Raw genomic sequence first — 18,713 nt, forward strand, 5'->3', positions numbered from 1 at the left:
ACCGGCAATGGCAATGGCTGCAGGTCTCAGTGTCATCACGGAGACAGCGGGTGCTCGCGAGGTGGGCCTTCCTTACAGTCATCGCATGAATCCTCCCGCCGCGGTTGCGGTCGACCTGCCGTGCCAGGTCTCGCTCGGCACGGGTGTCGCACGGTGACCCGCCATCCGGAGCCCTCGACACGACGCCCTCCCAAGGTGCCGCGCCCCGATCCGGTGCCCCGGGTGCCCGGACCGCTGGACGAGCTGTCGACGACTGAGGCGCTGCGCTGGTGGCAGGGCGCCGGGACGATGCCGCACGTGCGTGCGGAGCCCGAGGGGCAGGCCGTCTACACCTTCTGCTGGCAGGACGGGGAGGCCGAACGGGTCCTCCTCTGGGCCAACCGTCTCACTGACGAGACGGATCTCCCTGCGACCATGATGACCAGGGTGGTGGACACGGATCTCTGGCACGCCTCCTTCCGGCTGCCGACCGACTGGCGCGCGTCGTACTGCTTCCTCGCCGACCGTCCGGGGGAGGAGTCCTCGTGGTGGGGTGAGCGCGACCAGTCCGCCCTGCGGCGAGCCCTGGACCGGGGCGAGGTCGACCCCCGCAACCCGGTCTGGAGTCACAACCGCGCCGGCGTCCGACAGTCGGTGGCCGAAGGGCCGGACGCCGCCTCTCAACCGTGGCGTGAGCGGCGCGCCGACGTGGACCGCGGGACCGTGACGCGACATCAGGTGGCCGGCCGCGACGTGTGGCTCCACGACCCGGCCGGGCACGCCGTGACCGAGGAGTTGGCGCTCCTGGTCGTCCTGGACGGAGAGGTCTGGTTGGACCAGCAGGACCTGCCCACGACCCTCGACAACCTCTGGAGCGACGCAGCAGCCCCGGTCCACCGGACCGTCTTCGTCTCCTCCGGCGGTGTCGACCGACGATGGTCCGAGTTGGGCATGGGTGACGCGGGCGTCGCGCTCGTGGTGGAGGAGGTGCTGCCCTGGGTGCGCACAGCGCGCGCGGTCCTGCCCGGACCGGGTGCGGTGACCGTCAGTGGACAGAGCCTCGGAGGTCTCGCTGCGCTGCGGTGCGGGCTGCTCGCTCCCGGGTCCGTCGGACGTGTGGCCAGCCAGTCAGCCTCGACGTGGCAGGACGACCTGGCGTCGGCGATCGAGGCGTACGCCACCGACCCTCCGTCCGAGCCCCTGCGGATCCACCTGTCACACGGGGAGCACGAGTGGGTGCTGGTGCCGGGCCACGACGGTCTCGCCAGTCGGCTGGAGGCTGCTGGTGTCCGGGTGGAGCGCGCGTTCCACTGCGGCGGACATGACTATGCGTGGTGGTGTGGAGCGCTCCCTGACGCCCTGGTGTGGTTGTCCCGATCCTCTTGACCTCTAAACATCAGACATTTAGAGTGGAGCCCACCTAGCGCGGCAGACAGAGGAGTGGACAGTGGGCATCAAGGCAGGTTGGCAAGGGCGGTTCTTCGAGGACTTCGAGGTCGGGGACATCTACCAGCACCCATTGGGTCGCACCATCTCCGAGTACGACAACACCCAGTTCACGTTGATGACGATGAACACCAACCAGATGCACTTCAACTCCGAGTACTCGGCGAAGTCGGAGTTCGGCAAGCCCCTGGTCGTCTCCACGCTGACGGTCGCCATCGCCGTCGGTCAGAGCGTCACCGACCTCACCCAGAACGCCTTCGCGAACCTGGGCTGGGACGACATCAAGATGACCCACCCGGTCTTCGCCGGCGACACGCTCTACAGCGAGTCGGTCGTGCTGGAGAAGCGTGAGTCGGCCAAGCGTCCCCACGCCGGCATCGTGACCGTCAAGACCCGGACCCTCAACCAGGACGGTGACGAGGTCTGCTCCTTCAAGCGCATGTTCTACGTCTACAAGACGGGGGCACAGCAGCTCGAGGGTCTCTTCCCCGAGGGCAAGCGCTCGTTGTTGTCCGGCACCGACCTCGACGAGGACTGAGACCATCATGCGGATCACCTTTGCCCCGTGGGGCGAGACCCTCGCCGAGCTGGCTGACGTCTCCCGCCGTGCCGAGGAGGCCGGTGCCGAGGTCATCTGGCTCCAGGAGCTCCACCGGAGTGCCAGCATCAGTGCAGCAGCCGTGGCTCAGGCCACCACCACTGCCCAGGTCGGTACCGCCATCCAGCTTGCGTTCACGCGCAGCCCGATGATCACCGCCCTGGAGGCGCTCGACCTGGACGAGCTGGCTGACGGCCGGTTCATCCTGGGGCTCGGCACGGGCGTGCAACGCCTTGTCGAGGACTGGCACAACGCCCGCTGGGGCAAGCCGATCGGCCACATGCGCGAGACCGTACGCAACGTCCGTCACTTCATGGCCAATGCGACACGTGGTGAGGCGATGGAGCTCGACGGAGAGTACGAGCCGATGCGGATCCGTGGCTACGAGCGTCCCTACCCTGTGCGCCGGACCGAGATCCCTGTCTATCTGGCGGCGATGGGCCCCGCGATGACTCGTCTGGCCGGTCGTATCGGTGACGGTTGGATCAGCCACGAGCTCTGCTCGCCCCGTTACATGTCCGAGCGGATCCTGCCCGAGATCGAGGCGGGTATCGCCGCAGTCGAGGGCAAGGAGCGCAAGGACGTCGAGTTGGTCGTCTCTGCCTGCTGTTCGGTCGACGCCGATCCGCGCGCTGCCTTCGAACGGGTGCGCAGCCACGTGGGCTTCTACGCCAGCGTGCGCACCTACGCCGACTTCTTCGAGTTCCATGGCCTCGGGGAGGCCCAGCAGCGGGTCGTCGAGGCGTTCCGAGCGGGCACCGGTGCCGACTACCTCGGTGACGTCGTCACCCCGGAGATGGCCGACGCCATCACTCTCAACGGGGACCGTGACCGGGTGATCGAGCAGATCCGCGCCTACGAGGGCATTGCCGACGCGGTGAAGCTCTCTGCTCCTACACATGGCCTCGCCCCTCAGCAGGTGCGCAAGGGCCAGGACGAGGTCATTGACCTCATCGCGACTATCACCGGAGGACGCAAGTGAACGCCCGCAAGCCGCTCGAGGACATCCGCATCATCTCGCTCGAGCAGTACGGCGCAGGTCCCTTCGGGTCCGTGCACCTGGCCGATCTCGGGGCCGAGGTCATCAAGATCGAGGACCCGAGCGTGGGTGGCGACGTCGGCCGCTACGTGCCGCCCTACTTCGAGGGTGAGGACTCCCTCTTCTTCGAGACGTTCAACCGGAACAAGAAGTCGATCTCCATCGACATCAAGACGCCGGCGGGCCGCGAGGTCTTCGAGGACCTGGTCCGCAACGCCGACGCCGTCTACTCCAACCTGCGCGGTGACGTGCCGGAGAAGATCGGCATCACCTACGACCAGCTCAAGCACCTCAACCCCAAGATCGTGTGCTGCTCGTTGACCGGCTTCGGCATGACCGGGCCGCGGATGAAGGAGCCCGGCTACGACTACGTCCTGCAGGGCCTGGCCGGCTGGATGGAGCTCACCGGTGAGCCCGACGGCCCGCCGACCAAGTCGGGCCTCTCGCTGGTCGACTTCTCCGGTGGCTACGTCGCGGCCCTGTCGTTGATGTCGGGCCTGCACGCGGCGAAGCGCGACGGCGTCGGGATGGACTGCGACGTCTCGCTCTACGACACCGCGATGTCGATGCTGACCTACCCGGCGACCTGGCACCTCAACGCCGGCTACCAGCCGCAACGGATCTCGCACTCCGCCCACCCCTCGCTGGTGCCCTTCCAGGCCTTCGAGGCCTCGGACGGTTGGTTCATCGTGGGATGCGCCAAGGAGAAGTTCTGGGTGCGCCTGGCCGAGGTCATCGGCCGTCCGGAGTGGGCCCAGGAGGGCTCGCCGTTCGAGACCTTCTCCGGTCGCAACGAGCGCCGTGAGGAGTTGATCGCCGAGCTGGACGCGATCTTCGCGACCAAGACGGTCGATCACTGGCTCAGCCTCTGCTACCCGGCCTCCATCCCGTGCGGCCCGATCAACGACGTGGAGGCGGCGCTCAAGGACGAGCACCTGAGCGCTCGCAACATGCTCGTCGAGACCGAGCACCCGCACTACGGCACGGTGACCCAGCTGGCCTCTCCGGTGCGCGTCGGTGCGGAGCTGCCGACGTACGTCCGTGCCCCCAGGCGCAACGAGCACTTCGACGAGGTGCTCGACCAGGTGGCCGGGTACGACGCCGACAAGGTCGCCGCGCTCAAGGCAGCTGGGGCGTTCGGCAAGGTCCAGGACGCCTGATGATCGCCTCGCAGCTCGCTGCGTGGGCGGTCGGAACGCTCGACGTCCCCGACGAGGTCGTGCACGCCGCCACCCGGCACCTCCTCGACGGTCTCGGCAACGCGGTGGCCGGAGCGCGCGCGGGTGCTGCTCACCCGGCCGTCTCGGTGGCGCTGGGTCTCGGTGGTCCGGCGGAGTCCACCGTCCTGGGGTCGAGGTCCAGGATCTCCGCCCCGGCGGCCGGACTGGCCAACGGGACACTGGTGCACGCCCTCGACTTCGACGACACCCACGCCGGTGGCCTGGTGCACTCGACGTCCGTCGTGCTCCCGGCAGCCTTCGCGGTGGGGGAGCAGGTCGGCGCCACCGGCCGTCAGATCTTCGAGGCGGCCGTCGTCGGCTACGAGGTGGCCTGCCGGGTCGCGGCCGCCGCACCCAACGGTTTCCACTCCCAGGGCCTGCACGCCACGATGGTGGCCGGGGTCTTCTCCTCAGCAGCGGTCGCGGCGCGCCTGATGGGGCTCAGCCCCGAGCAGGCGACCAACGCGTTGGGCATCGCCGGGAGCCAGGCCGGTGGCCTCCTGGCCTTCCTGGCCACGGGGGCGAGCACCAAGCAGTTGCACCCCGGGTTCGCGTCCCAGTCGGGGATCATCGCTGCCCGCCTGGCCCAGGCGGGCGCGACCGGACCTGACTCCGTCTTCGACGGACCGCACGGCGTGTACGACGCCCTCGCCCCGGCTGCGATGGCTGCCGGCAGGGTGGACGCCTCGTCGATCCTGCGCGACCTCGGCTCGGCCTCCGCCCAGGACTGGCAGACGACCCGGATCGGGATCAAGCCGTGGCCGACCTGCCAGTTGGCGCACGCCACCATGGCAGCAGCGCAGGTGGCCCTGGCCGAGGCAGGTGCCGAGGTCGCCGACATCGTGGCCCTCCACGCCCAGGTGCACCCGGACTCGGCCGCGGTCGTCTGCGCCACCGACCGTGACCTCACCCGTCCGGTGAGTGCCTACGCGGCGAAGTTCTCGCTGCCGTGGAGCGTCGCGGCGATCCTGGTGGACGGCGTCGTCGGCGTCGACACCTACGGTGGTACCCATCTCGGGCGAGCTGAGATCAGCGACCTCGCGGCCAGGATCACCTGGGACGTCACCCCCTACGACGTGGTGGCGGCCGACGCACCCGGCGACGTGGTCCTCACGTTGGCCGACGGCTCGAAGGTCACCGGTCACGTCGACCGCAGCCCCGGCGGCGGAAGCAATCCGCTCTCCGACGATGGGCTCTTCGCCAAGTTCTCCGGCAACGTCGGGCCGCTCGCGCCCGACCTGGCCGCGGCAGTACGTAACCTTCCGGAGGCAGCAGACCTCACCGTTGTCCTGACCCTGGCCGCGCAGGCGGCTGGTCACCCCGTCTCTCTCGAGGAGTCCATCGCATGACCCTGTCCGCCATCAAGCCTGCCGAGTTCCCGTGGTTCCCCTACGAAGGTTTCACCTTCTGCCTCGGACTCACCGAGGGCGACCACGCCTGGACCTCCGGCCACACCTCCGCCCGTCAGGACGAGTCGCTGGGCAAGATGACCGTCAACGGCACGATGACCGAGCAGGCGGAGATCGCGTACGCCAAGACCCTCGCGATCCTCGAGGCAGCCGGTTTCACGGCCGACGACGTCACGCGAGTCACCGAGAACGTCACCCGCGCGGGCATGCACGCATACGAGGAGCAGGCGGCCGTGCGCCAGCGGATCTACGGTGACCGCCCCACCGTACGGACCGTCGCCGTCGAGCGTCTGGTGCGGCGCAACGCCTGGCTCGAGGTCGAGCTGCACGCCACCAAGGGTGGAGGTGAGACCCTGCTCGCCACTTCGGCGGCGCCCAGGGCAGGCACCTTCCGGCAGTCAGCGATCACCGAGGGCGCCGACGGTGTCGTCTACCTGCCCACCGTGGTCCCGATGGACGAGAACGGTGAGGTCGTCTTCCCCGGTGACTTCGTCGCCCAGTACCGCTACATCCTGGAGAAGGCCCAGGAGATGCTGGAGTCGGTGGGCCTGACGTTGGGCCACGCCGTCACCACGTTCGACTACTCCACTCCCGACACCCGCGACGTCTACCGCAAGACCCACCGGGTGCGCATGGAGCTGTTGGGTCAGAACCCCGGCAACGTGTTCCCCGGCGCGGGCGGGATCCTGATGAGCGAGTTGCATGCCCCCGGCGTCATGGTCGCGATGGACGTCACCGCGTCGCGGCACCCGCTGGAGCTGGTCAACCCGGGATGGAAGCGTTACGACACCCTGTCCTACTCGCCGGGCATCAAGGCCGGTCGGATGCTCTTCATGTCCGGCTTCGCGGCCCTCGACATGGAGTCCCAGAAGGCGCTGCACGACGGCGACCTGGGGAAGCAGGCCGAGGTCACGTACGGCGCGATCATGCACCTTCTCGAGTCCGAGGGGCTGGACGCGACCGACCTGCTCGAGACCACCGAGTACTGCGTCGAGTCGTACGTCGGTGGCTACCGTGCTGTTGCCGAGGTGCGTGAGCGTCTTCTCTCGGCACCGTGGCCCGCTTCGACCGGTGCACTGTGCCAGGGCCTGCTCCGTCCGGAGTTCGGTCTCGAGGTGTTCCCGACGGCGCTCTACCCCGAGGACCACCCGCGGATCACCGGTGAGGGCAACTGAGATGTCCCTGCTGACCCCCGAGATCGCTGCACTGGAGGGCACCCAGCGCGTCTACACCGCGCCGGAGCCCTTCGGTGGCGCGGCAGGCCGGTACTTCGGGCTCGCCGTCGGCGACCACAACCCGTTGTACTCCGACCCGGAGTACGCCCGTGCCCAGGGCCTGGACGGCGTCACCGCGCCGTTGACGCTGGTCTGCGAGACCAACCAGTACGCCGACCTGCCGATGGACCCCGAGGGGTACGCCGGGCACACCTGGCAGTTGGACGTGCCGGGCACCCGTCAGGTGCGCGGTGGCAACTCCTACACGTTCCACCGCCGCCTGCGGCCCAGCGACGTCGTGACGGCCACCTGGGCGATCGACCAGGTCACGTCCAAGACCAACCGGTCCGGCCACGAGATGCTCGTGATCGCTTCGAGCGCCACCTACACCAACCAGGACGGCGACCTGCTGGCCGAGAACGCGGAGACCATCATCTTCGTCGCCCTCGAGCCGGCCGTCGCGGCGGGGGAGAAGGCATGAGCACCTGGACCGAGTCCTACCCGACCGAGTTCGCAGACCATGCCGCCATCACGGTGGGGGACCAGGTGCCGCCGCTCGAGCGGACGATCGGCCTCACCGACATGGTGGCCTATGCCGGCGCGACGTGGGACTGGCACAAGCTGCACTACGACGCGGAGTACGTGGCGGAGAAGAAGCTGCCCGGTGCGATCGTCGACGGACAGGTCTACGGTGCGCTCCTGGTGGAGATGCTCCAGGACTGGCTCGGACCGCAGTCGTTCGTCAGCAAGCTCGACTTCAGCTTCCGCAACCTGGTCTTCGCTGGCGAGACGCTGCGCTGCACCGGCGAGGTGGTCGAGGTCGCTGAAGGGTCCATCCGCGTGACCATGCAGGTCGTCGTGGTGGACGAGGACGGCAACGACGGGCGAGCCGCCGCTGCGCCCTGCTCCGCGGTCGTCCTGCTCGGCACATCGGACGGACCGGGGGCCCAGAAATGAGTGCCGCAGTGAGCTCAGCAGCGCAGCGCGTCGCCATCGTGGGGGCCGCCGAGTGTGACCTCGGAGTGACCGACAAGTCGATCCTCACCCTGCAGAGCCAGGCCGTCACCCGGGCCCTGGCCGACGCCGGCCTCACGTTGGCCGAGGTCGACGGCATAGCGACCAACAACATCTCACGGTTCTCCGCGACCCAGCTGGCCGACTACCTCGGTGTCGTCCCCACCTGGACCGACTCGACGTTCTCCGGCGGCAGTGCCTTCGAGATGTACCTGGCTCGCGCCACCCAGGCCATTCAGGCCAGGCAGGCCTCGGTCGTGGTGATTTCGTTCGCCTCCAACCAACGCTCGGCCCGCTCCCGCAAGCTGGGCGGCGTCCACGAGCCCTGGATCCCCGAGGCCCAGTTCGAGGAGCCGTACGACATGCTCTACCCGCTGTCGTACTACGCGATGGCGGCCCAGCGTTACCTGCACCGCTACGGCGGGACCCGCGAGCAACTGGCGGAGGTCGCGATCGCCGCTCGGGAGTGGGCGCTGCTCAACCCGAAGGCGTTCCGCTACGGCAAGGGATCGCTCAGCGTCTCCGACGTCGTCGACTCGACGATGATCTCCTCGCCCCTGACGGCTGGTGACTGCTGCCTGGTCACCGACGGTGGCGGCGCTGTCGTGGTGACCTCGATGGAGCGGGCCCGCGACCTGGCCAAGAAGCCCGTCGAGGTGCTCGGTTACGGCGAACGCACGACCAACACGTCGTTCACCGCCGTGGCCGACCTCAGCGTGCCCGGCGCCCGCGGCGCCGTGCAGGACGCGTACGCCCGCGCCGGGATCACGGCCGCAGACGTCGACGTCGTCGAGGTGTACGACTCGTTCACCATCACCGCCGCCCTCAGCCTGGAGGCTCTCGGCTTCTGTGCAGAGGGTGAAGCGCTCTCCTACATCCAGGACGGACGGATCCGACCTGGGGGAGAGCTGCCCTTCAACACCAACGGAGGGGGACTGTCGTACTGCCACCCCGGCCAGTACGGAATCCTCCTGATGGTGGAGGCCGTACGTCAGTTGCGCGGCGAGGGCGGTGCGCGTCAGGTCAAGGACGCCGAGATCGCCGTCGCGCACGGCACCGGCGGCATCCTGTCCACGCACGCGACCGTGGTACTGGGAGTGGACCGATGAACGCTGGACCCATGAACGCAGAGACGGCAGGCACCGCCTGGGTGCCCGGCACGGTCCCGGCGGCCGACGAGAACAGCGCGCCCTTCTGGGACGCGACCCGCGAGCGCCGGTTCACGGTCCAGTCCTGCACCGACTGCGGTGCGGTCCAGCACCCGCCGAAGGCGCTCTGCACCAGTTGCGGCTCGATGGAGCACCTGACCCAGGTCGACGCCTCCGGCGCCGGGGTCGTGGACACCTTCACCGTGGTGCACCGGGCTCCGCGGCCGGAGCTCAGCGTGCCCTACACGGTCGCGCGGGTCCGGCTCGACGAAGGACCCGTCGTGCTGACCCGACTCGAGCCGGCAGAGCCGGGGGAGCGGGGTTGGCAGATCGGCGACGCCGTGACCCTCGACTGGGTCGACCTCAAGGACGGCCGCTCCCTCCCGTACCACCGGTCCGCAGCGACCCACTGACACCCACACTCCAGCCCCCCAGAGGAGAACACTCATGGACTTCAAGTTCGACGACGACCAGCGCGAGTTCAAGGCGCTGCTGCGCCAGTTCGTGGACAACGAGATCATCCCCGTCGCCCGCGAGTGGGAGCAGGCGGGGCGCTATCCGACCGAGATCGTCGACGGCATGAAGGACATGGGGCTCTTCGGCATCACCGTGCCGGAGGAGTACGGCGGCCTCGACCTCGACCCCGTCGCCTTCGCGCTGGTCTTCGAAGAGATCGCTCGCGGCTGGATGGGCATCGCCGGCATCCTCGGATCGCACTCCCTGGCGTGCCGTCTGATCTCCATGCACGGCACGGAGGAGCAGAAGAACAAGTACCTCCCGGACCTCGCCACCGGCAAGCGGCGCACTGGTATCGGCCTCACCGAGGCGGACGCTGGCACCGACCTGCAGGGCATCCGCACCACGGCCCGCCTGGACGGCGACCACTACGTGGTCAACGGCTCCAAGATGTGGATCACCAACGCGCGGTACGCCGACCCGCTCCCGGTCCTGGTCAAGACGGACCCGACCGCCTCGCCGGCCCACAAGGGCATGAGCGTGCTGCTGATCGAAGCCGGCACTCCCGGTTTCGAGGTCACCAAGGACATCCCCAAGCTCGGCTACAAGGGCACGGAGTCCTGCGAGATCCTGCTCGACAACGTGCGCGTCCACAAGGACCAGCTCGTCGGTGCTGTCGAGGGCCGCGGCATGCAGCAGGTGCTCTCGGCGCTCGAGTGGGGACGAGTCAACATCGCTGCCCGTTCGGTCGGCATCGCCCAGCGTGCCTACGAGGAGGCGCTCTCCTACTCGCAGGAGCGCAAGGCGTTCGGCCAGGCCATCTCGGAGTTCCAGCTGATCCAGGCCAAGCTCGGTGAGCTCGGCACCCAGGTCCAGGCTGCACGACTGATGGCCTACTGGGCCGCGGACGCCGTACGCACCGGACGGGCCGACGGTGCCACCGGCATGGCCAAGATCTTCTGCTCCGAGGTGGCGTTGCAGTCGGCCATCGACTCGCTCAAGGTGCACGGAGGGTACGGCTACTCGACCGAGTTCGAGGTCGAGCGTCTCTACCGCGACTCCATCTTGATGAGCATCGGTGAGGGCACCAATGACATCCTCCGCACCGTGGTGGCCAAGTCCCTGCTCAAGGGCGAGACGAAGGTAGGCTGACATGCTCGCTCGTTCTGCTCTGTACGTCCCGGGCGATGCCCCGGACAAGTTGCGCAAGGCGCTCGACCGCGGTGCCGACGAGTTGATCGTCGACCTCGAGGACGCTGTGTCGCCGGACAACAAGGCGCTGGCCCGCGACATCGTCTTCTCGTGGCTCGAAGGGCTGCCCGAGACCGACGTGAAGGTGTGGGTCCGGATCAACGCCGGCGCGGACCGCGCGCTGGACGTGGCCGCGCTGGCCGAGTGCGAAACGCTCGAAGGCTTCGTGGTGGCCAAGACCGAGAGCGCCGCCGAACTGGTCGAGCTGGATGCCCAGCTCACGGCCGCAGGATCGCAGGCCAAGGTCGTGCCGCTGCTGGAGAGTGCCAACGCGGTCCTCTCCGCGCGCGAGATCGCCGCAGCACCGCGCGTCGAGCGACTCCAGGTCGGTGAGGCCGACCTGCGCGCGGACGTCGGCATCACGACCGGTGACGACGAGCGGGAGCTGCTCTACTCGCGCTCGCACGTGGTCTTCGCCTCGTCGGCGGCGGGCATCTCGCCGCCCATCGCACCGGTCTCGACCGAGTTCCGCGACCTCGATGCCTACCGCGCCTCCACCGAGGCACTGGCTCGGATGGGATTCGTGGGTCGCGCCTGCATTCACCCCGCCCAGGCGGTCATCGCCAACGAGGTCTTCACGCCCTCGGAGGAGCGGGTGGCCTGGGCGCGCGAGGTGCTGGCCGCGCTGGAGAGCGCAGGCTCGGGAGTTGCCGTTGATTCGCGCGGTCGAATGCTGGACGAGGCCGTGGCGCGTCAGGCGCGTCAGGTGCTGGCTCGGGTGCGCTGAAAAAGTCGGATTGACACCTCCAGATCCGGCGATAGATCGTATATCGTCTTACACGCGCCGTCAGCGGATGGTGCGTCAGTAGCGTCGCCCGAGCCCAACCGGTGACGCCTCCCAGGAGGAAACACATGCGCTTTCGCCACCTTGCCGGTATTGCCGCCGGCGCACTGACCGCAGGTCTGCTGACCGTCCCGGCCCTGACCGGCGCGGCGCACGCGGCGACGGCTCTGCCCGCAAAGTTCACCTGCGACGTGCCCGCGTTCGAAGCACAGATGGACTACACCACCGACATCGCACTCACCCTCAAGCGCACGAGCGCGACCGGGGTCAGTGTCGTCGCCGAGCTGGGCGACATGCCCGGGATCGTGCCGGTCCCGATCGCATCGATGGACCTGAAGGCCAAGCTCTCCCTGACGGTGGACGGAGCTGCCACGACCCTGACGGCTGCACACACGGCCAAGAACATGGCCTCCAAGGCGCCCATTGATCTCCCCACATTCACCGGCGCGGGTGTGTCTTCCACGAGCACCGCCAACGTCACGGTCACCCGCCTCCAGGTCGACGCGGTGGCCATGGGCATCCCGGTCGCGGTCGTCTGTACCCCCGTCGGAGCCATCGCGGGCTCCGTGCCGGTGGAGGGCACCGTGGCCCCCGTCGCGAAGATCGGCTCCTCCACCAAGGTCAAGGTCAAGGTCAGCAAGAAGAAGGTCGCCACGGCCACGGTGACGGTGACGGGCAAGAAGGCCAAGCCCACCGGCAAGGTGACCGTGACGGTCAAGAAGGGCAAGAAGACGGTCAAGAAGGGCAAGCTCACCTTGAAGAGGGGCAAGGTCACCCTGAAGACCAAGAAGCTCAAGAAGGGCAAGTACAAGGCGATCGTGTCCTATGCGGGCTCGAAGACCTACAAGGCGTCGAAGAAGACGGTGACCTTCAAGGTCAAGTGACCTCTGGTCACGGCATTCACCTCCCGAGGTGAGTTCACCGCACCGCACGGCCCCGGTGGGATCTCCCACCGGGGCCGTACTGCGTCCCCGATAGCATCAGCCAAGTCACATCCCCCCCAGCTCCCAGGAGTGCTCGTGTCCGAGATCAAGGTCGTCCGTCTCCACGCCGATTCGCGCGAGGAACGGACCACGGCCACGGGCAGCAAGGCCTGGGAATTGTTCGCCGACTCTCCCGACGTCATCGCGGTGCGAGTGGCCGGCGAGTTGAAGGACCTGTCGTACGTCCTCGGCGACGGCGACGAGGTCGAAGCCGTCGAGATGTCTTCGCCTGACGGGCGCGACATCCTCCGGCACTCCACGGCTCACGTCCTGGCCCAGGCCGTGCAACAGCTCTTCCCCCAGGCCAAGCTCGGCATCGGCCCGCCGATCACCGACGGCTTCTACTACGACTTCGACGTCGAGACTCCGTTCGTCCCGGAAGACCTGGTCAAGATCGAGTCCGCGATGCGCAAGATCATCAAGGAGAACCAGCGCTTCGAGCGACGGGTCACCACCGACGCCGACGCGCTCGTCGAGCTCGCCGACGAGCCGTACAAGGTGGAGCTGATCGGGCTGAAGGGATCGGGCGCTGAGGCTGCGGCCATGGGCGAGGGAGCCTCAGCCGAGGTCGGTGCCGGTGAGCTCACGATCTACGACAACATCAACCGCAAGGGCGAGGCGGCGTGGTCCGACCTGTGTCGTGGCCCGCACCTGCCGACCACCAAGCGGATCCCGGCGTTCAAGCTGATGCGTTCGGCGGCCGCCTATTGGCGCGGTGACGAGAAGAACAAGATGCTGCAGCGCATCTACGGCACCGCGTGGGAGACCAAGGAAGCGCTCGACGAGCACCTGCACCGTATCGAGGAGGCCGAGCGTCGCGACCACCGCAAGCTGGGCCGCGAGCTCGACCTGTTCAGCTTCCCCGACGAGCTCGGATCCGGCCTGCCGGTCTTCCACCCCCGGGGCGGTGTCCTGAAGCGGGTGATGGAGGACTACGTCCGCAACCGCCACATCGAAGAGGCCTTCGAGTACGTCGGCACCCCGCACATCTCCAAGGACGGCCTCTTCCACACCTCGGGCCACCTGCCGCACTACGCCGAGACGATGTTCCCGCCGATGGAGTTCGAAGGATCGAACTACCAGCTCAAGGCGATGAACTGCCCGATGCACAACCTGATCTACAAGAGCCGCGGGCGCTCCTACCGCGAGCTGCCGCTGCGGCTCTTCGAGTTCGGCTCCGTCTACCGCTACGAGAAGTCCGGCGTCATCCACGGTCTGACCCGCGTACGCGGCTTCGCCCAGGACGACTCGCACTCCTACTGCACGCCGGAGCAGGCGCCCGAAGAGGTCAAGCACCTGCTCAACTTCATGCTCAGCGTGCTGCGCGACTTCGGCCTGGACGACTTCTACCTCGAGCTCTCCACCCGCGACGCCGACAGTGACAAGTTCATCGGCTCCGACGAACAGTGGGCAGCAGCGACCAAGGTGCTCGAGGACGTGGGGACCGAGACCGGCCTCGAGCTGGTGCCCGACCCGGGTGGCGCGGCCTTTTACGGCCCCAAGATCTCGGTGCAGGCCAAGGACGCGATCGGTCGCACCTGGCAGATGGGCACCGTCCAGTACGACTTCAACCAGCCGCACCGCTTCGAACTGGCCTACCAGGCGAATGACGGCTCCCGGCAGGAGCCGGTGATGATCCACTCGGCGAAGTTCGGTTCCATCGAACGGTTCATCGGGGTGCTGGTCGAGCACTACGCCGGTGCCTTCCCGCCGTGGCTGGCGCCGGTCCAGGCCGTTGCCATCCCGATCGCCGAGCGGCACGACGACTACCTGAGGGAGATCGTCGCGCAGCTCAAGACAGCGGGTCTCCGTGCCGAGGTCGACCTGTCCGACGACCGGATGCAGAAGAAGATCCGCAACGCCCAGCTGCAGAAGGTTCCCTTCATGTTGATCGCGGGTGACGACGACGTCGAGGCCGGGGCCGTCTCCTTCCGCTACCGGGACGGCCGCCAGGACAACGGAGTGCCGGTCGCCGAGGCGATCGCCCGGATCGCGTCCGCCGTCGAGAGTCGCGAGCAGGTCTGAATGTCGATGGAGCAGCACGGCATCGGCGAGGAGGACAGTCTCCAGCGCCTCTGGACGCCCTACCGCATGGCGTACATCCGCAAGGAGGCCAAGGCGAAGCAGGAAGGCAGCCAGGACTGTCCCTTCTGCGTGATCCCCAGCCTCCAGGACGACGAAGGACTGGTCATCGCACGCGGGGAGCACTGCTTCGCCGTGCTCAACCTGCATCCCTACAACCCCGGCCACCTGATGGTCATCCCGTACCGCCATGTCTCGGAGTTGGAGGACCTCACCCTCGACGAGTCGTCGGAGTTGATGGCGATGACCCAGGCCGCGGTGCGGACCATCAAGAAGGTGAGCGTGCCCAAGGGTCTCAACATCGGGCTGAACCTCGGCTCCGCGGCTGGTGGCTCACTCTCCTCCCACATCCACCAGCACGTGGTGCCGCGCTGGGTGGGGGACGCCAACTTCATCACGGTCACCGGGAACACCAAGGTCATCCCGGCCCTGCTCTCCGACACCCGTGCCCTCCTGGCCGAGGCGTGGCACTGAGCGGCGAGGCCTCGGTGAGCGTCTCTCTCGCGGCCGACCTCGCTCTCGCGGAGTCCTTGGTCCACGAAGCAGCAGACCTGGCGGCCCGCTGGTTCCGTCAGGGAGTGGACGGCGAGGCCAAGCTCGACGCCACGGACCTCGTCACCGTCGCGGACCGCTCCGCCGAGGAACACGTCCTCGAGGTGCTGGGGCAGTTGCGCCCCGCTGACGGCGTCATCGGGGAGGAGGGCGCGTTCCGTCCCGGGACCAGTGCTCGCCGCTGGGTGATCGACCCGGTGGACGGCACCTACAACTTCGTACGCGGTCTCGAGCGGTGGTGCTCTGCCCTCGCGCTCACCGACGGAGAAGAGCTGCAAGTCGGTGCCGTGCACGACGCCGTCCGTGGCACCGGATGGGTCGGATCTCCCGCGGTCGGCGCCTTCCGCGACGGCATCCGTCTCCCGCAGCTCGCTGACCGTGACCTGTCCACGGCCTGTGCCGCCACCTATCTTCATCCCCCACACGTTGACGGTCCGGTCGGGGAGCGCTGGCGCCGCGTGCTGGCAGGGCTCGGCACGTACCGCTCCCTGGGATCAGGCAGCCTCGACGCGGTGGCGGTCGCCGAGGGCCGGATCGACCTCCTCTTCCAGCACTCCGTGCCCGACTGGGACCGGCTGCCGGGTGAGGCGATCATCCGCGCGGTCGGGGGAACGTCCCGAGTGGTGGAGGGCGCCGGAGTCTCCTGGTACGTCGCTGGCGCGCCCACTGCCGTCGCCCGGGCGAGCGATCTGCTCGCGGACCGGTAGCCTGCCCACGTGCTCGACCGATTCAAGAACTTCTGGCAGGGCGTCGTGCTGGCGCCGATCGTGAAACTCTTCCTCCGCCTCGGGATCAGTCCCGACGCGGTGACACTGGTGGGCACCATCGGGGTGGTGGCTGGCGCCCTGATCTTCTTCCCGCGAGGGGAGCTGCTGATCGGCGTGCTGTTCATCACCGCCTTCGTCTTCTCCGACCTGATCGACGGCCAGATGGCGCGGCTGTCGGGACGGACGTCCAAGTTCGGCGCCTTCTGGGACTCCACCCTCGACCGTTTCGGCGACGCCGCGATCTTCGCAGGCCTGGCGCTCCACTTCGCCGGGCCGGGAGACTCCTACGTCCTGCTCTGCCTCTCGCTGTACTGCCTCGTGATGGGGTCGGTGACGTCGTACGCGCGCGCCCGCGCCGAGTCTCTGGGCATGGACGCCAAGGGTGGCATCGCCGAGCGCGCCGACCGGTTGGTGCTGATCCTGGTGCTGACCGGGTTGTCGGAGATCCTCTCCCTGCCGGTGCTCGTCCCGATCGCCCTGTGGACCCTGGCTGTCGCGAGCACCTACACCGTCGTCTACCGCGTGCTGAAGGTGTACCGGCAGGCATCGGCGGAGGATGCCGGAGCGTCCACGCTCTGAACGGGGGTCGCCCGTGTACGGGGAGCATCCCTCGGCCGCTTAGGCTGCGCCCATGAGCGAGACCCACGAAACCTCTTCCCAGCCCGTCACCGGCACTGCGCGCGTCAAGCGCGGCATGGCCGAGATGCTCAAGGGCGGTGTGATCATGGACGTGGTCACTGCCGAGCAGGCCAAGATCGCCGAGGACGCCGGCGCCGTCGCGGTGATGGCTCTCGAGCGGGTCCCCGCCGACATCCGGGCCCAGGGTGGCGTCTCGCGCATGAGCGACCCGGACATGATCGACTCCATCATCGAGGCAGTCTCGATCCCGGTGATGGCCAAGGCCCGGATCGGCCACTTCGTCGAGGCCCAGGTGATCCAGAGCCTCGGCGTCGACTACATCGACGAGTCCGAGGTCCTCACCCCGGCCGACTACGCGAACCACATCGACAAGTGGAACTTCACCGTCCCGTTCGTCTGTGGCGCCACCAACCTGGGCGAGGCCCTGCGCCGGATCACCGAGGGCGCGGCGATGATCCGTTCCAAGGGCGAGGCCGGCACCGGTGACGTCTCCAACGCCGTCACCCACATGCGCACGATCCTGGGAGAGCTGCGTCGCCTCGGCTCCCTCTGCGAGGACGAGCTGTACGTGGCCGCGAAGGAGCTCCAGGCCCCGTACGACCTCGTCAAGGAGGTCGCCGGGACCGGCAAACTGCCGGTGGTGCTCTTCACCGCTGGTGGCATCGCGACGCCTGCGGACGCGGCCATGATGATGCAGCTGGGTGCCGACGGTGTCTTCGTGGGGTCGGGCATCTTCAAGTCGGGCAACCCGGCCCAGCGCGCCGCCGCGATCGTGAAGGCGACCACGTTCTTCGACGACGCAGACGTCGTGGCCGACGTGTCGCGCGGTCTGGGTGAGGCGATGGTCGGCATCAACGTCGACGAGCTCCCGCAGGCACACCGCCTGTCCGAGCGCGGCTGGTGATCTGCCAGACCCACGGGGGATCCTGACGATGGCACGCGCTTCGGTCGAGGACGACCTGCGTGACTTCGCCCGGTTGCAGGTGAGGGCCGGCCTCAATGACCCCGACCAGCAGTTGGCCGAGGTCATCGAGGCCACTCGGGTCGAGATGCCGCACACGGACGCAGCGATCCTGGCCAGGGCCTGGCTCGCTGCGGCGCGGCAGGAGGTCGCGGCGCTGGCCGCCAGCTGGGATCCGGTCACGGACTTCGAACGTCTCCAGGCAGCCTTCGCGGAGTGTGACGAGCACGCCCTTCCGGTCCTCCAGGGTGTGCGCGGTGACGCCGAGGCGCGCGCCGGGTTGACCGCGGGCCAGGCCCCGCTGCGCGGTCTCATCTGGTTCGTGCCTGCCGATGTCTGGCACGCCATCGACCACGGCGTGCTGGAGATCCACCTGTGGCGCCCGGACGGGAGTGACGTGGCGCCCGGCGACCACCTGGCCACCTTGGTGACCGGCTGCTTCCAGCGTCACGGGCTCGCCGCACGCCAGATCGGCGACCGGATCCAGGTCTCGGTGCGGTGGGAGCGGCGTCCGTGAGCACCTCAACCGGTGCCGGTGCGCGCCCCACCATCGGTGTCCTGGCGCTGCAGGGTGACGTACGCGAGCACGTCGCCTCCTTGCGCAGTCTCGACGTCGACGTCCTCACGGTGCGACGCCCCGAAGAGCTCGTCCGCTGTCAGGGGCTCGTGCTTCCTGGCGGGGAGTCCACCACGATCCACAAACTCGCGCGTGCGTTCGGCCTGTTCGACCCCCTGCGGGCCGCCATCGGGTCCGGACTCCCGGTCTTCGGGACCTGCGCCGGGATGATCCTCCTGGCCGATCGCGTCGAGGACGCCACGACGGACCAGGAGACCTTCGGAGGGTTGGACGTGACCGTGCGGCGCAACGCCTTTGGACGGCAGGTCGACTCCTTCGAGGAGGAGCTCCACGTGGCGGGCGTGGAGGGTCGCGTCAGGGCCGTCTTCATCCGCGCCCCGTGGGTCGAGGAGGCCGGGGCCGGCGTCGAGACCTTGGCGCGCGTGGAGGCAGGACCGGCCAGCGGTAGGATCGTCGCCGTCCGCCAGGGCTCCCTGATGGCGACCTCCTTCCATCCGGAGGTCGGTGGGGACTCTCGTGTGCACAGGTTGTTCCTCGACCTGGTGCGCCGGGCCTGAAACGGACCACTCGAAGGACCGATACGGAAGAGGGACC

The 18,713-nt window shown here is 68.3% G+C and carries 20 protein-coding genes; all 20 read left to right on the forward strand.

The window, feature by feature from the left end; translation table 11 throughout:
* Positions 1-153: 153 nt before the first annotated feature.
* Positions 154-1,365 (forward strand): enterochelin esterase domain-containing protein, encoded by a 1,212-nt coding sequence (locus tag DNK52_RS12255; RefSeq protein ID WP_162598760.1) that lies wholly within the window; start codon positions 154-156, stop codon positions 1,363-1,365.
* A 61-nt stretch (positions 1,366-1,426) separates the two neighbouring features.
* Positions 1,427-1,963: a MaoC family dehydratase gene (locus DNK52_RS12260; protein ID WP_110241309.1), complete on the forward strand. Its 537-nt coding sequence runs from the start codon at positions 1,427-1,429 to the stop codon at positions 1,961-1,963.
* Positions 1,964-1,970: 7 nt separating this feature from the next.
* Positions 1,971-3,005 (forward strand): LLM class flavin-dependent oxidoreductase, encoded by a 1,035-nt coding sequence (locus DNK52_RS12265; protein WP_110241310.1) that lies wholly within the window; start codon positions 1,971-1,973, stop codon positions 3,003-3,005.
* The gene (locus DNK52_RS12270; protein ID WP_110241311.1) at positions 3,002-4,222 is read left to right on the forward strand and encodes a CaiB/BaiF CoA transferase family protein; all 1,221 of its coding nucleotides are present in this window, start codon (positions 3,002-3,004) and stop codon (positions 4,220-4,222) included. Before DNK52_RS12265 ends, DNK52_RS12270 begins: the two co-directional genes overlap by 4 nt.
* Positions 4,222-5,631 (forward strand): MmgE/PrpD family protein, encoded by a 1,410-nt coding sequence (locus DNK52_RS12275; RefSeq protein WP_204163521.1) that lies wholly within the window; start codon positions 4,222-4,224, stop codon positions 5,629-5,631. The genes DNK52_RS12270 and DNK52_RS12275 overlap by 1 nt, the downstream gene beginning before the upstream one ends.
* Entirely contained in the window at positions 5,628-6,866 is a 1,239-nt protein-coding gene (locus DNK52_RS12280) for a RidA family protein (protein ID WP_110241312.1), read from the forward strand. Before DNK52_RS12275 ends, DNK52_RS12280 begins: the two co-directional genes overlap by 4 nt.
* A gap of 1 nt (position 6,867) precedes the next feature.
* Complete coding sequence (locus tag DNK52_RS12285) at positions 6,868-7,386, forward strand: FAS1-like dehydratase domain-containing protein (RefSeq protein WP_110241313.1); 519 nt, start codon at positions 6,868-6,870, stop codon at positions 7,384-7,386.
* On the forward strand, positions 7,383-7,862 hold the full coding sequence (locus tag DNK52_RS12290) for a MaoC family dehydratase (protein ID WP_110241314.1): 480 nt from the start codon (positions 7,383-7,385) through the stop codon (positions 7,860-7,862). The genes DNK52_RS12285 and DNK52_RS12290 overlap by 4 nt, the downstream gene beginning before the upstream one ends.
* A gap of 8 nt (positions 7,863-7,870) precedes the next feature.
* Positions 7,871-9,028 carry an acetyl-CoA acetyltransferase gene (locus DNK52_RS12295; protein ID WP_239455540.1) on the forward strand — a complete coding sequence of 386 codons (1,158 nt, stop codon included), beginning with the start codon at positions 7,871-7,873 and terminating at the stop codon, positions 9,026-9,028.
* The gene (locus DNK52_RS12300; protein ID WP_239455549.1) at positions 9,025-9,480 is read left to right on the forward strand and encodes a Zn-ribbon domain-containing OB-fold protein; all 456 of its coding nucleotides are present in this window, start codon (positions 9,025-9,027) and stop codon (positions 9,478-9,480) included. The genes DNK52_RS12295 and DNK52_RS12300 overlap by 4 nt, the downstream gene beginning before the upstream one ends.
* Before the next feature lie 34 nt (positions 9,481-9,514).
* Complete coding sequence (locus tag DNK52_RS12305; protein WP_110241317.1) at positions 9,515-10,675, forward strand: acyl-CoA dehydrogenase family protein; 1,161 nt, start codon at positions 9,515-9,517, stop codon at positions 10,673-10,675.
* A 1-nt stretch (position 10,676) separates the two neighbouring features.
* Positions 10,677-11,501 carry an HpcH/HpaI aldolase/citrate lyase family protein gene (locus tag DNK52_RS12310; protein ID WP_110241318.1) on the forward strand — a complete coding sequence of 275 codons (825 nt, stop codon included), beginning with the start codon at positions 10,677-10,679 and terminating at the stop codon, positions 11,499-11,501.
* Between the two features lie 125 nt (positions 11,502-11,626).
* Positions 11,627-12,442 (forward strand): Ig-like domain repeat protein, encoded by an 816-nt coding sequence (locus DNK52_RS12315; protein ID WP_110241319.1) that lies wholly within the window; start codon positions 11,627-11,629, stop codon positions 12,440-12,442.
* Positions 12,443-12,577: 135 nt separating this feature from the next.
* Positions 12,578-14,566, forward strand: a complete 1,989-nt coding sequence (thrS, locus tag DNK52_RS12320) for a threonine--tRNA ligase (protein WP_110241320.1) — start codon at positions 12,578-12,580, stop codon at positions 14,564-14,566.
* A complete protein-coding gene (locus tag DNK52_RS12325; RefSeq protein ID WP_110241321.1) occupies positions 14,567-15,097 on the forward strand; it encodes an HIT family protein in 531 nt (176 codons plus the stop codon). It begins immediately after the preceding gene.
* A gap of 14 nt (positions 15,098-15,111) precedes the next feature.
* Entirely contained in the window at positions 15,112-15,882 is a 771-nt protein-coding gene (locus tag DNK52_RS12330; protein ID WP_110241614.1) for an inositol monophosphatase family protein, read from the forward strand.
* A gap of 9 nt (positions 15,883-15,891) precedes the next feature.
* The gene (gene pgsA / locus DNK52_RS12335; RefSeq protein WP_110241322.1) at positions 15,892-16,521 is read left to right on the forward strand and encodes a phosphatidylinositol phosphate synthase; all 630 of its coding nucleotides are present in this window, start codon (positions 15,892-15,894) and stop codon (positions 16,519-16,521) included.
* A gap of 52 nt (positions 16,522-16,573) precedes the next feature.
* On the forward strand, positions 16,574-17,485 hold the full coding sequence (gene pdxS / locus DNK52_RS12340) for a pyridoxal 5'-phosphate synthase lyase subunit PdxS (RefSeq protein WP_110241323.1): 912 nt from the start codon (positions 16,574-16,576) through the stop codon (positions 17,483-17,485).
* A 28-nt stretch (positions 17,486-17,513) separates the two neighbouring features.
* Positions 17,514-18,059 (forward strand): DUF6891 domain-containing protein, encoded by a 546-nt coding sequence (locus DNK52_RS12345; RefSeq protein ID WP_110241324.1) that lies wholly within the window; start codon positions 17,514-17,516, stop codon positions 18,057-18,059.
* Positions 18,056-18,676 (forward strand): pyridoxal 5'-phosphate synthase glutaminase subunit PdxT, encoded by a 621-nt coding sequence (gene pdxT / locus DNK52_RS12350; RefSeq protein WP_110241615.1) that lies wholly within the window; start codon positions 18,056-18,058, stop codon positions 18,674-18,676. The genes DNK52_RS12345 and pdxT overlap by 4 nt, the downstream gene beginning before the upstream one ends.
* Positions 18,677-18,713 lie beyond the last annotated feature (37 nt).

Origin of the sequence: Nocardioides gilvus (genome assembly GCF_003194605.1) — a bacterium.
GTDB classification, from domain to species: domain Bacteria; phylum Actinomycetota; class Actinomycetes; order Propionibacteriales; family Nocardioidaceae; genus Nocardioides; species Nocardioides gilvus.